Genomic DNA, 16,493 nt, shown 5'->3' with positions numbered 1-16,493 from the left:
GTCTAGCAAAAACAAAAAAATAGGAGTGCTGATAAAACGAGACTAGGAAAACGATCCCAAGCCTCGCTTTTGTCAACACTACCACGGCAGGCGTCGGCGCACTCGCGTACGACATCTCAGCGGCCGTTTATCCACGTACTTGACTCGACCAATCGGTCACAGTGGTTACAGTACGCTTTCTTTCCCGGCGCCGGGGTTGCAGTCCTGATCGAACAACTTCGTCACGGCCGTCGCCATGATGGCGACACCGTGCTGCAGCGCCCCCAGATTAAAGCTCATTTCCGGATGATGCAGCCCCGGGCTTAAACCTGCGCCTAATCCGACCATCGTCGTCGCGAGGCCCGGCTTCGCCAATGCATATTGATGAAAATCTTCCCCGCCCGACGTCAGCACCGGCGGATGGAACGCTTCGTCGCCGAGCGCCTCGCGAATCGCCTGACCGACGATCGCCTCCATCGCCGCATTCGGCATAGCCGCAACCATACGAGCCGTCGGAGCGATCGACACCTCGGCGCCGTTGGCCGCGCCGGCCGCTTGCACCGCCCGCACAACGCCCCGGATCAAATCGTCCATCGCTTCATTCGTCTGCGCGCGCAGATCGATCCCGAAGGAGGCGTAGTCGGGAATGATGTTGATCGTGCTGCCCGCAGCCGCCTGCGTCACTTTCGCCGAACTCGGCACGAGCGGATTCGAACGTACGGCATTAACCGCCTGAACAATAGCAGCAAGAGCGTCAATAACGTTCACGCCGAGATGGGGCCTGGCGGCATGCGCCTGAACGCCTTTGATCTCCCCGCGCATTTGCACCGCAGAGCCATGGTAAATCGCTGCCGATGACTTGCCATACGGCATATCCTGAATCGGACGCACATGCAGGCTGAGCAAATAATCGACATCGTCGATAACGCCTTTGCGGATAAACGACAATGCGCCGTCTCCCGTCTCTTCCGCAGGCTGAAACAGCAGCTTTAACCGTCCTTGCGGCCGAAAGCCGCATTGCTTCAAGCAGCTAAGCGTGTGCAGCACGATCGTCATATGAGCGTCATGGCCGCAGGAGTGGATCGCCAATTGCTTGCCTTTCCACTCATGCGGCAGCGCGTCGATGTCCGCTCTCAAACCGACAGTCGGCCCGGGTACGCCCTCGTCCCAAATGGCGACGACCCCCGTCTGGTCGGGAAACGTCTCGTAGCTGACGCCAATCCGATCCAGCGCGCGGCATAAATAAGCGTTCGTATTTACCTCGCTCCAGCTCACCTCGGCCAGCTCGTGCAGTTCGCGATAAGTCGTCTCCAGCAAAGCCTGCTGTTCGGCTGGCCACTGTTTAATCCGCTGCTGCACGGAGAGGTTCTCCATACCCACATTCCCTATATCCATATCGATATCACCTTCCTTATCCGCATCCGTCGCCTGGATTTATTTCCAGCGCTGCAAATCCGGCATGTCGAAATAGCCGAGCATGCCCGGCATGACGATGCCCTCGCTATCCAAGGTGTCGTAGTAGCGGGAGGAGACAAAATCGGCGATGCTTTCTATCCCGTCTACATGCTCGATCCGCTTCAGCCGTCCGTCCAGCGCCTCCGCCAGCTTGGCGTATAAGCTGAAGCGCCCTTCGGCGCGCAGCGTTATGTCGCCGTTCGTGCCGCCGCCGAGCCAATCGACCATATCGAGCGCGCGGATCACGTCAAACGTACGCAGCGCGGCCAAGCTGTCGTCGATCCAAAACAGATCAATCGTCAGCTTATGCAGCGTGCCGTAAAAATCGTGCAGCCCGTGCGTCGTAATGCTGTTCGGCTGCACCGCCCCATCGCCCGATACGTCAAGCACAAACACCGCACGCCCGGCTTTGCATGTCGCGCGAATCCAATCGAGTCGCGGCTCGATGCTTTTCGTTCCGCGCGGCCACAGCGCGATCGTCACCGGACTGTCCTCGCCCGCGCTTTCGCCGGAGCGAAACAGGAAGCCGTGATTGAACAGCGCCGTCTGGCTCCAGTACAGCACGCTTTCCACGGTCAGCTCCTCGTCCTGCCCAGCCTTGCCGAGATTCATCCGGCGCGGATTGAGCCGGCACGGCTTGCGCCCGCCGTATACTCGATCGCGCAGCCAGGCGAGCGCCCGTTCTTTGCGCGCTTCATCCGGCACAGCGGCGGCGGCCTCGTTCAGCTTGGCAAGCCTGTCGCGATTCTCCTCGTGCACGGCGCGCTGTTCGTCGAAGTCGCCGCGCACTTGTCCGCTCTTCGTCACCCACAGCTGTTCCGGCGCGACCGGAGCGATGCCGTCCCACGAGCAGTTCAGCTCTTTGCATAGCAAATGTTTGCTGAAAAAAGCGGCGGCGGCCTTGGCCATCGTCGGCGAATAATTATGCACCGACGCATCCTCGAAAAGCTCCAAGCGGGTATCGCCGCCATACATCGGCCAAAACCGCTGCGTCCGCTCTACAGACCGGCGCGTGCCTTCGATCGGGAAAAAATCGTATTCCGCCGCCAATACGAGCGTAGGGCGCGGCGCCATCGCCAGCAAAATATCTTCATGGTCGAAGCCGATCTTCGTCAAGCCCGGCCATATTTGCTCGGCGTCCTGCGCCTGCCCGGCATGCATATACGATTCGCGGTTCATGATGAAGGCGCATGGCGCGGCAGCCGCGACACGCGGGTCGCTAATCATCATCATGCTCGTCTGCGTTCCGCCGCCGGAGCAGCCGGTTACGCCGATCCTCGCCGGATCGACTTCCGGGCGGGTACACAAGTAGTCGATCGCCCGCATCGCGTCATGGACAAAATAACGGGCGATATTGTCGCCGAGCGGCAAGCTTTGCTTACCGGCATACTCGTGCTCGCGAGTCGACGCCTGCACGTTCAGCTTCGCCGTGTCGCGCTCGTAATAGCTGAGCCGTTCCCCTTGGCCGATTGGGTCAGTCGTCAGCACAACCAATCCGGCGCGCACCAAATGTTGCGAGACGGTCTGGTACAGATCGGCGTGTTTGGCCAGCGGATTATGCCCGCACAAATGCAGTACCGCAGCCGTAGGCGCAGCAATGCCGCCGGGGATGTACAGATTGGCCGTTACATAGCAGCCCGGACGCGATTCGAACATCACCTTCTCGACCGTATAGCCATCCCCCTGCACCGTACCCGTCACCCGCGGATTCAGCGGAGTATCGCTCGGCGGGATACCGCCAAGCGACTTCATAAACGCCGCCTTGATCATCTGCTTGCGCTCTTCCAGTTGCTCGACCGTCGCAATCGCATCCCGCGCCCGGTCCCCTTCTGCGAACGCTTCCAAAGATCTGCCGTATACATGCTGCTTCAGTTGATCCAACACATCGTGGATGCCTATTCGGTAATGTTCCAAATCGGACAGCTTCATGCGACCGGCTCCTTACTTTTTCGGATTTTCCGCGATGTACTTGTTCAACCTCTCGTCAGCGTCTCTTAATGCGGAATTGATATCTTTTTTGCCTTGATATGCTTGCAAAAACTCGTCGTTCAAAATCGTCCCGGCTTGACCGGCGTATTCGTCGCGGAACGGGGAAATGCCGATGCTGCTCTTGAAGATGCTCGCTATCTTTTTGCCTTTCAGATAAGGCAGATCGGCGCCAAGCTGCTGCTTGAATTTCGGGTCCTTCAGCGGAGACAGCTTCGCATATTTTCTCGCCCCCAGCAATTGTACGTCCTCCGAGGTAAATGTGGCAATCGCTTGCATCGCCGCATCCATATGTTTTGTCGTGTTTGGAATGACAAACTGATGAGCGTCAACGTCGGTGAATACGTTCGGGCGCTGCGGCAAGCTTGGAAACTGCGCTACATCCCAGTTCAGCCCGTCCTTCGTCGCGACCTCCAGCTGCGGGAAGTAGTTGTTCGAGGCGAGCATAGCCAGCACTTTTTCTTTCATAAACGGCCCGTCTCCGCCGTCCGTAGGCGGATTTTTCGTCTCATTGCCGGGGATCGTGTAAATTTTCATAAACGTATCGAAGATGAATTTCCATTCCGGTGAGGTCAGCGTCCCTTTTAACGTTTTCGGATCGTAGTACGTATTGCCGATCACCCGCTGCATCCGCGTCAGCCCATACGCATGAAACCCTCTGTATTGGACGCCGCCGTCGACCCGGGTCAGCCTTTTGCCGATGTCGATCGTCTGATCCCACGTCAAGCCGTCGCTCGGGTAGCTGACGCCGAATTTATCGAACAAATCGGTGTTGTAATACAGCGCGCCGAAGTTCATAGCGAATGGAATGGCCATCAGCTGCCCCGGCTTCGTCAAGTAGATCGAGTCGAGAACGACCGGATCGATCCGATTTACATCAAAGCCGTTCTTTTTGGCAAGCGCGGTCATATCCTGCAATATTTTCAAATTATCGTAGAGGTACATGCGGCCGGTGAACGAATAAATGATGTCGGGGACGGTTTTCGCCGCAACCATTTCTTCAATTTTACCGGTCACGCGCTGCAGCGTAATGTTCGGATATTTTTGCTTCAGCGGCTTGACGTAAATTTCGTCAAATTCGGCATCGGTTGGTACGCCCGTATCGAACAGGATCGACAAGGTCACCGGCTCGTTGCTTGGCGCGGGCGGCGCTTTCGTCTCTGTGCCCGCCGTTTGGGCCGGCTCGCTGCTGCTGCAGCCGACGACCGCGATTAAGGATATGACTGCGAGCAGCGTGCTTCCCGTCTTGTTAGCCATACCAATTCCCCCTAAGATTTGGTTATTACGTAATAGTGAACCGGCTGCTCGGTGCGCCATAGTCCGACTGCGCGATAACCTGAGGAAAATGCCTGCATCATGCTGCTGCGCAACAGGAGGCGCCATTCAAGAGCTAATTCCATCCGTTCTAACTTCAACTCGCGGATCGCCTTCGGCACGGGTACGAGATACGTGCTTTCCGTTAGCTCCTGCGGCTTTGGCGAATGCTGCTGCGATTCCGCCTGCATTCGCGGACGCGGCCTAGGGAAAGCGCTTTCCATCTCCCACTCGCACCAATGCGGCGCCGCTGCCCATGCGGACGAATCGATCGCGATTCCTTGCGAAGCGTCTTTACACTTAGCGGATTGGAGCTCCCATTCGAGAAGAAAACGGTCGGTCGGCAAGCTCGCATTCAGCACGTCGTTCATATGGCCGTAGTAGTTGAGATAATACGTGCGGACCGCTCCTCCGAGCTTATTCAAATTCAAATAGCCATTTCTCGTTTCCAGCGGGTCGTACGTCCAAGCGATTTTGTCGTAGCCGTTCCCGATCGCCCACTCGCGCTGACGGATTTTCAAGCTGCTGCCGAGGCCAGCGTCGCGGTAATCCGGGTCGATCGCCATCATATGCGAGAACAAGTACGGCTTGACACCGTCGTATGCGGGGAAACCGTAAACGAAGCCAACTACCTGATCCGCGTCAAAAGCCGCGATGACGACGCCTCCGTGATGCGTAGCAGCCATCATTTGGTGCATGGACGTCACCGAATCGGCCGACCATACCCGTTTTTGCAATTCGACGGTTTCCAGCAGCGTTTCCACGTCGCTTACCGTTTTGTATTGGATCCCCATACCGATGCCCCCTTTTAGAAATCCCAAAATGGACGCGATGCTTCGAAGTCGGGAGCTCCCCCGAAAGTAATCGGATTAAGCTACGCAGCGTCACGTCCCTTTCGGGGGACCCTTATAGCAGCGCCTTACGCAGCGTGTACCGGTCGAGCGTCCGCTCGCCCACTTCATATCCGATGCCTGCTCCCGCCGGTACGGCCAGCGTCCCCGGACGAATGAACTCGACGCCCGGCTCGACGATATCTTGCACCCAGTATCGGCTTGAAGCCGACGTGTCTCCCGGCAGCGTAAAGTTCGGCAGCGACGTCAGCGCGATATTATGCGCCCGTCCGACGCCGGTCTCGAACATGCCGCCGCACCAGACCGGAATTCCATGCTCCTGGCACAAGTCGTGAATCGCTCGGGAATGGGTCAGCCCGCCGACGCGCCCGACTTTAATGTTGACGATTTTGCAGCTGCCAAGCTGAATCGCCTTGCGCGCGTCCTCCACAGTATGAATGCTCTCGTCTAGACAGATCGGCGTTTCGAGCTGACGCTGCAGCTCGGCATGGTCGATGATATCGTCGTGCGCAAGCGGCTGCTCGATCATCAGCAGCTTGTACGGATCGAGCTGCTTCAATAAGTCGGCATCTTGCAGTGTATACGCCGAATTGGCGTCGGCCATCAGTTGGATGTCGTCGCCGAACTGCTTGCGGATCGCTTCGATCAGCCGGATATCGAAGCCGGGCTTAATTTTCACTTTAATCCGTTTGTACCCTTCCTGCAGGAACTTATCGACGTTGCGGAGCACATGGCCGATCGTAGGCTCGATACCGATGCTTACGCCGACGTCGATCTCTCGCTTATGCCCGCCAAGCGCTTCGGCCAGCGATAATCCTTGCTGCTTACTGTACGCATCCCACACCGCGCCTTCGAGTGCGGCGATCGCCATATAGTTGCGGCGGATCGGCGCCATCAAGCGGGCGACGTCTTCGGGCTTCTCCAGCTCCTTTCCTAACAGTACCGGAATAAGGAAACGCTCCAGCATATGCCATACCGTCTCGGTCGTCTCCTCGTTATAATGTGGGGAAGGGAACGCTACACTTTCGCCATAACCTTTAACCCCGTCGCTATACACCGTCACAAATACGCATTCCTTTTCGGCAAACCGCAGGAAGCTCGTTTCGAACGGCGCCTTCAGCGGCATGCTTAACACTCGCAATTCAACCTTCTCAATCTTCATCGCAGTCCATCCTTAGCGTCTTATTCGATAAAAATGCCAGAAGCGGCGTACAGCTGCTCGAGCTGCTGCTGCTTCGCTTGGAACCGCTGGCTGTCCTTCGTCTTGATGCCGTAAACGAGCAGATTCAGCACACTGATCAGCGAGGCGGCGGATACCATGCCCGAGTCGATATTGACGTCGGTCGTCAGCGTAATGTCCGAGATACGCCCCACCGGCGAAAGCAGCCGGTCCGTTACGGCGATCAGCTTGACGTTATGCTCCTTAGCTTGGTTGGCCAAATTCAATATCTCCCGAGAATAGCGCGGTACCGAGATGATGACGGCAACGGAACGCTCGGTCAAATGCGCCAGCTTAACATAATCGTCTCCCGCCGACTGGCAAAGCTGCACATGGCCGCGCGTCATGCCGAGCGATAACGAAAACCAGCAAGCCGCCGCATACGATGCGCGGTATCCGGCTACAAGCACCTGGTCCGCCTCGATCAAGGCGTCGACCGCTTTCCATATGTCCGCCGGATTCAGCTGCTGCAGCAATACTTGCAGTATCGCGATATCGTTCTCGATCAGACTGGCGAGCGGCATCGGCTCGTCTGCGACTTCTGAAGCTTCCAAAGATAACGTCTGCGGCGCGCTGTTCGTCTTCAGTATTCTTTCGCGCAGCCGCTTCTGCATGTCCGAGAAATTGCTGAACCCGAGCGCATACGATAGCCGAATGACGGTCGTTTCGCTGACGCCCGCTTCCCGGCTAATTTGTTTCGCGGTTAGTAAGGCGCATTCGTCCGGGTGCGACAGCAAATATTCGGCGACTTTTTTTTGCGAGGCGGACAATCCGTTAAATTCACCTTTGACAAGTTGTTCGATGGATATCGGTTCGGCGTTCAATCCAATCCCCCTAAGCGAATCTAATAATTCATAATTTTATAGTTTGTGAATTTTAAAATTCAATTATATCCAAGTTATACCATACTCCCATCCGAAAGGGAATATGCACACCGGAAAAAGATGCAATGGCTCGGCACAAAAAAAGACCGTTCCAGCCATTCATAGCCGAAACGATCTTCCCTTCAATAGGTCCGAGAGATATCTACTGCGGCTGCCCGCTAAAGATTGGTCTTACTTGCCCTGCTGCCCGTCGATTTGCTTGTTGATCGCTTCCTCTGCATCTCTAAGCGCCGTATTGACATCCTTCACGCCGTTCATGTAATCGACGTAGTTCCATCTCAATATTTCGGCCGCCTTCGGGTAGTATCGCGAATATTCCGGCGCGGGAGCCGGAGTGCTTTTGAAAATGCTTTCGATTCGTTTGCCCTGCAGCTCAGGAATGTCTTTGCCAAATTGCTGTTTATATTTCACGTCTTTTAAAGTGGAGACCCGGCCCGTCTTCCGGACCATATTCGTCTGCACCTCGTCGGAGAACAACACCTCCATCGTCCTCATCATGTCGTCCTGGTTTTTGCTGTTCCGATTCGGAATGAGAATATGCAGGTCATACATACCGTAAACGTTAGGTTTATCTGGGTAGCTCGGGAATTGGGCTACATCCCAATCGAGCCCGGACGATTGCTTCAACTGTTGAAACAGATTGATTGTGGCGATCATGGCAACTGTTTGATCTTTAGTAAACCGCTCAATCCCTTTATTTTGGTACTTGACCCCCGTCGACGAATATAACTGTTTCGCCATGTCAAACGCTCGCTTGTAAGGCTCGCTGTTGACGAGCGCTTTATTCGTTTTGGCATCGACCGCTCCGAGGGACAACGGGAACGTGAATCGGACATAATCGTCCGTGTCGAGACCATAGTACTGGACATCCCCTTCCTTGCGGGATACTTTTTTGGCAAGCTCGATGGCATCCGTCCACGTCATCCCGTCTTTCGGATACGTGGCGCCGAAACGATCAAAAATCGTTTTGTTATAGTAAAGCGCGTTCAATTGAACCGCATAAGGCAGCGCGTACAGTTCCTTGCCGTTCTCCGATACAGTCCGGATCGCATCCAAAGCGCCCGGATCGAATTTTTCCAGATCGAAATTATTTTTTTTCGCAAGCGGGGTAATGTCTTCAAAAAAGCCGAGGTCTTTGTAAAACGCCATTTGTCCATTCCATGTTACGAAAAAGTCTACCGCTTCCCCGGCTGCTATCAACTTGTCCAGATCGTTTCTGGTAGCAACTTGCTCTACCGTAAGGTGAGGATATTTTTTCTTGACCGGCTCGGCGATCATTTCTTTAAAATCTCGCTCCGAAATGTACGCCAGATCGTTATATATTTTTAACGTAACCGGCAGCAAAGATTTAGTTTCCGTATTTGTTTCCTTTCCGTCGTTTGCGCTATTTTGCCCGCAGCCCGACAACAATATCGCCATACATGCGGCGCCCGACACCCACTTGTTCATTTTCATTGGCTGATTCCTCCCCCAAGTATCGACCTGGATCCTTTACATTCCAATCCTACGATCGCACAAAATTCATGTGATCCATATTCTCCAGGTCTTTCAAGCTAATAGTATAGCCGCAGGGTAAGCGCCATCAATCATACGATTTTAAAACCTATAGCACGATTTTCATATCCGACCGGTGCCTTTAAACGGACTGGTGAAATCTTCGAAACTCAAGGGGGGTCATGCCTTCGTTTTTGCGAAATATTTTAATAAAGTAACTCGGACTCTCGAAGCCGACTTCGAGTGTTACCGTCTTCACTCCCCAATCCGCGTGCTCGAGCAGTAATTCTTTCGCTTTACTGATGCGGTACCGGTTCAAATATTCGATGGGAGTCATTCCCAGAGCTTGACGGAATATGTGGCAGGTGTACTGCGGCGTCACGAGCAAACTGTCTGCCATGTCCTTCAGCGTAATCGGTTCCCGGTAACGACTTTCTATGAGTGACATAACCGGTCTCAGCCTTTCATACGCATACGGCTTCGTGTCCGTCCCGGTCCGAGACGTGTAGCGGGAAATGTCGATGAGCAGATCATACATAAGCTGAGAGCTGTCGTGGCCAGGCACAATGCTTTTTTTAATTTGAAAAAGCGTGTTGATTTCCTTCACGCGGGCGAGGAGCGTATTCGGTTTGGTTAAATAAAGTACCGCCGTTTCGGGAAAATGCAAAGCCCGGAGCAGCTCGAGGACGAGCGCTCCGTTAAACTCGACCCAATGCATCGTCCACGGTTCCTGCAGGGCATAGTACCGGTGCGGGACGGCGGGGAATAGTAAAATCCCTTGCCCGTCCGAGATGGTTACGGTCTCTCCGCCAAGCTCCAGAACACCCTGCCCGCCCTGGCATTGAAGCCATTGGTAAGCACCCCAGCCATGATCCCGAATCACGATGTGCTGGTTAAGCCAATACCCGGTCGAGATAATATACAGCGGCAGATCGTAATCCGGCTTACTCAGGACGTTGTAAAAGCGATTCGACACGTCATCCCATCCTGTTCATAAGTGAAATCAACTTAGGGCGCCTTGTAGAACGTACCATATCGCTGCGAATATTTCTATTTCCACATCCTCTATTTTGATAATAAATTCAAATTGTGAATTTCCTCGAGGCCGCTGCCCCTATCTCAACTTAATCGACTGAACCCAAATGATGATTCAGGCTGCTAATTTTTGAAAAATATCCATACAAAAGGGAACACCGCTAGTAAGGCATTCCCTTTTCCTAAATCATATAAATTTTCACCAATCGCCGCACAAAAATTGCAGGCCGAAGGATTTAGGGCTTATTGAATGGATGAGGGATTAATCGAATGGCAGGAACATTTTCGACAACGTCACTAAAGCTCGCTTTTATCCGCGATTCGCGTTGCGTCCTTCTGACGTACATTAAGCGTAAAACGTCACCGCGTTCAGTTCGTCCAATTTCCGCTTCAGATTGGCAATTTCATCCCCGGGCAGGTCGAGCTGAGGAGCTCTCATATAACCCGCGTCGATGCCTCTCAGCCTGAGCGCTTCTTTGAAGTAGGACATGTTGCTTCCGCTCTTTAGCGTCTCGCAGTATTGGATGGCTATGCGCTGCAGCTTTCTTGCTTTCTCCAAGTCTTTCTCGAGGAACGCATTATAAACCGCAACGAACGGCTCGGGGTAAACACAGGAGACGCCCGAGATGACGCCTTCGCAGCCCATCGCCAGCGCGGCGAGGAACAGGCGGTCGGAGCCTTGCATGACGGAGAAATCGCCACCATTAATGTTCAAATACTCGTTAGTCCGCAAAAAGTCGGGAAAGCTGTATTTGATCCCGATTACGTTGCTGCACGTCGCCGCCACTTTCTCGGCGACTTCGGTTTTCAGATCGTTCGCCGCACATTGCGGGATGTTGTACAAATAAACAGGGAAAGTCTCGGGAACGCTCGAAGCGATCGTGACGAAGTACTGTTCCAGTTCCCTGTCATTCGATCCGAAAAACGCTGGTGTGACGACGCCAATCCCATCGGCCCCGATCTCGCTCGCATGCTTCGCCAGCTCAACCGTGTCGTTCTGCGTCATCGCCCCCACGTGGATGAACACGGTAACTCTGCCGGCTGCTTGGCGCACGACCGTTTCGGCAACAGCTTTGCGTTCCTGTACGGACAGACGAAGCATTTCACCCGTCGTACCGAGCGGGTATAAACAGTGCACGCCTTTCGAGATGAGGAACTCGGTCAACCGCTCCACTTTGCCGTAATCGATCGTTCCATCCTTATGAAATGGGGTAACCATAGCTGTCGTAACGCCGTATAAATGTTTCATGATCCGCTCTCTCCTCTTTTATTCGTTCCATTCGGTTTGCACGGCCTCGACCTCTTGTCGAGTCGGCAATGAGCTTTGCGCCCCATGCCTCGTCACGGTGATCGCAGCCGCAATCTGCGCCTGCCGGATCGCCGCATCGGCGTCTCTTGACGCCAAATATCCGGCGACGAATCCGCCGATAAAGCTGTCGCCGGCCGCCGTCGTATCGGTAGCCTTTACTTTACGGGCCGGGTAGAGCACCATACGATCGCAATCCGCGTAAAAGCAGCCTTCCTCGCCCAAGGTGACAATGACCGCTCCAACACCATGCTCCATGAATTGACGGGCCGCTTGTTCCAAAGTCTGTTTATCGATCCGATCGAGCTTGGCCATGACCTGCAGCTCATGCTCGTTCGGAATCAAGATGTCTACATATCGCAAAATGTCTTCGTCCAGCTTCCGCGCCGGAGCCGGATTGAGCACGGTCGTTTTGCCGAGTTCTTTGGCCAGCCGCAGCGTATACGCAACCGTTTCGAGCGGGACTTCCAGCTGGAGGATGACAATGTCGCATTGCTCGATCACATGTCTCTGGAAGTCGATATCTTCCTTGCTCAGTTCCCCGTTCGCCCCCGGCACTACGATGATATGATTGTGTCCGTCACCATCGACCGTGACAACTGCGATTCCAGTCGGAGCTCTTGGCGTTTTCATAACCGCACTCGTATCCACGCCCGCATCTTCGAGCGAGCGAAGCAGAGCGGTGCCGTTGCCCTCCGTGCCCACTTTACCGATCATGCGCACCGGCGTCTGCAGCTTGCCGATCGCCGCAGCCTGATTGGCTCCTTTGCCGCCGGGAACTTCCGACATTCCTCTCCCGTGCAGCGTCTCCCCTTCAGCAGGCAGCTTATCTACTGTCACTACGATATCCATATTCAAACTGCCGACTACGGCAATACCCTGCACCATTCGTCACACGCCTTTCCTACAATCGATCCGCGATATTGCCCGACGCATCAAACCGCCACTCCCGAGGAGAACCGTCAAGCCTCATCATTGGATGCGCCTCCGCCTCGCACGCCATATTTTCCGAAACCAATATGTCCTGCATAGCCAACGTGTTCCGGATTCGTATGATCCTTACTTGCCCCGGGTCGCGTTTCCCAGCCGTGTACACCGCAGCGGCGATAGCTTCCCGGTCGCTGCTCAGAATAATCGGCAGCTTGCCTCCTGATAGATCCATAGCGGTTAAAACGTTCGTATACATCGTCGCGAAATCGATTTGCTCCACAACTTGGCTCGTCGTAAAATCGGCGATCCCGATGCCGACCGCGCTTCCTTTCGTTTCCGGGGTTAACCCCCTCACTACGATTTTATTGATCGAAGGGCCGTCGCCGAACGATCTGTTCGCGCCGGAACGGCCGATCACGTTCGGGTCCATCCCGCTGCCGCTTATATTTTTGCCGATCTCGTCCACGACCAGCACATCGATCTCGTCCAGCAAGAAACGGGGCATCAGCCGCTTCGCTTCCGTTAGCAGCTCTTCCTCGCGCCCGGGAAGCATTTCCCGGGGGACGGCTTCGAGGAGCGCCGTCTGATGATACGCATTCTCCACGACGGCTACGCCGAACAAGAAAGGCGTTCGCTCTATAATCAGCTTGCCGACCTCCGGCAACAGCATGCCGAATCTGTCCATGCCGAACCGGTGCAAATATGCGGCGCCCTTCTGTTTGCCGAAGCCGATGCCGAGCATTTTCATAATCCCGCTTTCGATCGATGCTTTAAAATCCGTATGCGGCTTGATACGCGCCACCGCGATAATGCCGTCGGCCTGCTCATAAGAAAAACGGTCAAAGTGCACTTCGACCTCGCCAAGCACGTTTCCTAAACGGACAGTGTCCATTGACGCCGCAATCGGCGCACCTACCCCGGGCTCGGTAATCCCATAACCGGCAAGCACGCTTACTTGTCCTTCCGCCGTTCCCCCTCCATGACTGCCCATGGCCGGCACGATGAAAGGCTCCGCGCCCAGCTTTCTCAGCTCGGCCACTACCGCCTTGACGATGCGGGCGATATTCTCGATCCCTCTGCTTCCGACACCGACAGCAATTCGCATGCCCGGGCGGATTTTGCCGCGAATCGAATCCTTATTGAACTCGTCGCCTACAATCCGCTCAATCCGATCCGGATCGATCCCGCCGGATGCGAACTGCTGGACGACCGGCACCATACAAGGAAGACGTACGTCTTCCTCGCTTGCATAGCTAACGCGCCCCAGATTGACATACATGCCCTTCATCCGGAGACACCTCCTCTATCAAGAAGCTGTCAAACCGGATTCGCCGGCTCCTTGCCCGCGAAAACGTCCAGCAGCGCCTGCGCCGTTACAAGCCCCACTCTACGATACGTTTCGGCCGTTTCGGCCGCCGTATGCGGCGTCGTAATGATGTTATCCAGCTTAAATAAAGGGTTGTCAGCCGATACCGGCTCGGATTCGTACACGTCGATTGCCGCTCCCGCGATAGTCCCCGACTCCAAAGCGCGATACAGAGCCTGTTCGTCAACGAGTGCGCCTCGTGCAGTATTTAGGAAATAAGCGCCCCGTTTCATCATGGCGAAAGCGGCGTCATTCATCATATGGCGCGTTTCTTTTAGGCTCGGCAAGTGCATGCTGACGATATCTCCGCGAGACAATACGTCGTCGGAGGTTACGAGCTCGACACCGAGCTCCTCGGCCTTGGCCGTGTTCGGATATTTATCGTAGGCGATGACCGAGACATCGAAGCCGCGCAGCTTTTTGGCGACCATTTGGGCGATGTTGCCGAAGCCGAGCAATCCGACCGTCTTTCCGGCCAGCTCCTCTCCCACTTGCCGGTCCCAGTAACCTAGTCTGGCCGATTGATGCAGCGATGGGATATTGCGGATAAGCGACAACAGAAGCCCTACGGTCAGCTCCGCCACCGCGTTCGCGTTTCCTCCGGGGACGTTCGTGACCTTCACGCCGTATTCCTTCGCTTTGGCCAAATCTATATTGTCCACGCCGACGCCGAATCGGGCGATCGCTTTCAGTTTCGGAGCCAGCTTGAACACCGGCTCGTCCCAAGTGTCCACTCCGGCGATTACGCCGTCGATATCCGCAACGAGGGGAACCAGCTCCTCGAACGTATGCGGCCTGCCCACTTTGTTTTCGATCATTTCGCAGCCGCCCTCTTCGAGCAAACGTTTCGCTTCCGCGCACAACGCCGAATAATTCGTTGCCGTGACGAGCACTTTTTTCAAACCGCTCATTATTTGACTCCTCCTACGGTCATGCCGCTAACCATATATTTGGAAGTGAACAGGTACATGATGACTACGGGAATGGAAGCGAGGATAGAACCGCCCATCAGCGGCCCCCAGGCGAATACGTCTCCTACGATCATATCCGACAATCCCAGCGTTAACGTTTTGTCAGACCCTTTGGTCACTACGACCAGTGCGTATAAGTATTCGCTCCAGCATAAAGTAAAGGCAAAGATGAAGGTTGCGGCAACACCGGGAGCGGCGAGCGGGAAAATGATGCTCCACATCGTGCGCGCCCGGCTGCAGCCGTCGATCATGGCCGCCTCTTCGATCTCGACGGGGATCGATTTGAAATACGAGATCAGCATCCAAGTCGCATAAGGAATCGTAATCGTCGGATAAATCAGCATCAGACCGTAAATCGAGTTGTTCAGGCCGATCAAGGAAACGAGCATATACAGCGGAATGAACAATACGGCCCGCGGCATCAAGTAAGCGTATAAAATGCTTCTGGAAATGACGCTTCTCCCGCGAAAACGAAGCTTCGCGATGGCGTATGCCGCCAGCATGCTGACTGCAATGGAAGCAAATGCGACAATAACGGAAACAACCAAACTGTTCTTCACGTTAATTAGGAAATCTTTCTCGGTCACGAGCTTGACATAAGCGGACCAAGTAAACTGCTTCGGCCAAAACGAAGGCGTCATGTTATAAATTTCGGCATTCGATTTGAACGACGTATTGAACATCCAGTACAGCGGAAACAAGGCGAAAAGGAGCAAAACGGCCAATGTGGCGTAGACGACTATCCGGTTCGCGATCGATTTATGTTCCATACTCTACTCACCTACTCATTCGAAGATAGCGAACGCTTCGTGACGAAGTTGATCAGCATGATCAAAGGCGGCATCGTCAGAATCGCAATCGCGATCGCTTTACCGAGACTCATATTCAGGAACCCGATCGTGTAGCTGAGCGTAGACAGCACTTGCGTACCGTTGGAAGGACCGCCGCGCGTCAGCAGCCAAATGATCTCGAAATCGTTCAGCGTCCAGATCGTGGTCATGACGGCCGCGAGCACCGTTACTTCCTTGACCGACGGCAGCGTCATGTAAATAAACCGTTTGAACGCCCCGGCTCCGTCCAGCATCGCCGCTTCGTACATTTCTTTGGACAGCGTCTGCATGCCGGCTAGAATGGCGATTCCCATAAACGGAATCCCGCGCCATATATTGACCAAAATAACCGAAAACATCGCAAGATCTGGACTGGCCAGCCAGCCGACCGGCCCTGAGATCAGATGGGCTTTCAGCAGCAGGAAGTTGAGCACGCCGCCCACATCGGAATAAATCCATTGCCAAGTAAAGACGGATACGATTGTAGGAATCGTCCACGGCAGGAACAGCAGTACCCGGAATACGTTCCGGAATACGATTTTCTCATTCAGGACAAGCGCCATGATCATCCCGAACACCGTTTTGCCGATAACCGCCACGAGCGTGAATACAACCGTGTTCCAGACCGCCTTCCAGAACAGCGAATCTTTGATCAGCTCGATATAGTTGCCTAAGCCGATAAACTTCGCCGGCACCCCGACAACCTTGTTCGTGAAGCTTAGGTAAAGCGCCCATCCGAAAGGCACGACCATGACGGCAAGCAGATAGATCAATACGGGACTCATCAGCACGTAGGCAAGCTTGTTGTCCGAGTTCGTTCTCAAGTTTTCATCCCGCCTAACTATCAGACTGCGGAATAACCTATACGATACC

General features: G+C 54.6%; 14 protein-coding genes. All 14 read right to left on the bottom strand.

Annotated features, from left to right (window positions below):
• Positions 1–165: 165 nt before the first annotated feature.
• Entirely contained in the window at positions 166–1,374 is a 1,209-nt protein-coding gene (locus tag D7M11_RS18310; RefSeq protein WP_240041185.1) for a M20 peptidase aminoacylase family protein, read from the bottom strand.
• Positions 1,375–1,413: 39 nt separating this feature from the next.
• On the bottom strand, positions 1,414–3,363 hold the full coding sequence (locus D7M11_RS18305; RefSeq protein ID WP_120748694.1) for an alpha/beta hydrolase family protein: 1,950 nt from the start codon (positions 3,361–3,363) through the stop codon (positions 1,414–1,416).
• Between the two features lie 12 nt (positions 3,364–3,375).
• A complete protein-coding gene (locus D7M11_RS18300) occupies positions 3,376–4,677 on the bottom strand; it encodes an ABC transporter substrate-binding protein (RefSeq protein ID WP_158606695.1) in 1,302 nt (433 codons plus the stop codon).
• A gap of 11 nt (positions 4,678–4,688) precedes the next feature.
• Positions 4,689–5,528: a GNAT family N-acetyltransferase gene (locus D7M11_RS18295; RefSeq protein ID WP_120748692.1), complete on the bottom strand. Its 840-nt coding sequence runs from the start codon at positions 5,526–5,528 to the stop codon at positions 4,689–4,691.
• Between the two features lie 112 nt (positions 5,529–5,640).
• Positions 5,641–6,747, bottom strand: coding sequence for an o-succinylbenzoate synthase (menC, locus tag D7M11_RS18290; RefSeq protein WP_120748691.1), 1,107 nt, complete (start codon positions 6,745–6,747; stop codon positions 5,641–5,643).
• A 20-nt stretch (positions 6,748–6,767) separates the two neighbouring features.
• Positions 6,768–7,628: a MurR/RpiR family transcriptional regulator gene (locus D7M11_RS18285; RefSeq protein ID WP_240041184.1), complete on the bottom strand. Its 861-nt coding sequence runs from the start codon at positions 7,626–7,628 to the stop codon at positions 6,768–6,770.
• Positions 7,629–7,859: 231 nt separating this feature from the next.
• Positions 7,860–9,143 (bottom strand): ABC transporter substrate-binding protein, encoded by a 1,284-nt coding sequence (locus tag D7M11_RS18280; RefSeq protein WP_120748690.1) that lies wholly within the window; start codon positions 9,141–9,143, stop codon positions 7,860–7,862.
• A 181-nt stretch (positions 9,144–9,324) separates the two neighbouring features.
• Positions 9,325–10,158 carry an AraC family transcriptional regulator gene (locus D7M11_RS18275; protein WP_120748689.1) on the bottom strand — a complete coding sequence of 278 codons (834 nt, stop codon included), beginning with the start codon at positions 10,156–10,158 and terminating at the stop codon, positions 9,325–9,327.
• A gap of 405 nt (positions 10,159–10,563) precedes the next feature.
• The gene (locus tag D7M11_RS18270) at positions 10,564–11,466 is read right to left on the bottom strand and encodes a dihydrodipicolinate synthase family protein (RefSeq protein WP_120748688.1); all 903 of its coding nucleotides are present in this window, start codon (positions 11,464–11,466) and stop codon (positions 10,564–10,566) included.
• Between the two features lie 18 nt (positions 11,467–11,484).
• Positions 11,485–12,411 (bottom strand): ribokinase, encoded by a 927-nt coding sequence (gene rbsK, locus D7M11_RS18265; protein ID WP_120748687.1) that lies wholly within the window; start codon positions 12,409–12,411, stop codon positions 11,485–11,487.
• A gap of 16 nt (positions 12,412–12,427) precedes the next feature.
• Positions 12,428–13,741 carry a nickel pincer cofactor-dependent isomerase, group 22 gene (locus D7M11_RS18260; RefSeq protein WP_120748686.1) on the bottom strand — a complete coding sequence of 438 codons (1,314 nt, stop codon included), beginning with the start codon at positions 13,739–13,741 and terminating at the stop codon, positions 12,428–12,430.
• 29 nt (positions 13,742–13,770) lie between these two features.
• Entirely contained in the window at positions 13,771–14,730 is a 960-nt protein-coding gene (locus D7M11_RS18255) for a phosphoglycerate dehydrogenase (protein WP_120748685.1), read from the bottom strand.
• Positions 14,730–15,560: a carbohydrate ABC transporter permease gene (locus D7M11_RS18250; RefSeq protein WP_120748684.1), complete on the bottom strand. Its 831-nt coding sequence runs from the start codon at positions 15,558–15,560 to the stop codon at positions 14,730–14,732. The genes D7M11_RS18255 and D7M11_RS18250 overlap by 1 nt, the downstream gene beginning before the upstream one ends.
• Positions 15,561–15,571: 11 nt before the next feature.
• Positions 15,572–16,444 carry a carbohydrate ABC transporter permease gene (locus D7M11_RS18245; protein ID WP_240041183.1) on the bottom strand — a complete coding sequence of 291 codons (873 nt, stop codon included), beginning with the start codon at positions 16,442–16,444 and terminating at the stop codon, positions 15,572–15,574.
• Between the last annotated feature and the right edge of the window lie 49 nt (positions 16,445–16,493).

This window comes from Paenibacillus ginsengarvi (assembly GCF_003626695.1).
Classification (GTDB): Bacteria; Bacillota; Bacilli; order Paenibacillales; family NBRC-103111; genus Paenibacillus_AB; species Paenibacillus_AB ginsengarvi.
Note: the sequence above shows the minus strand (reverse complement) of the source record. Positions and strands in the feature narration are given on the sequence as shown.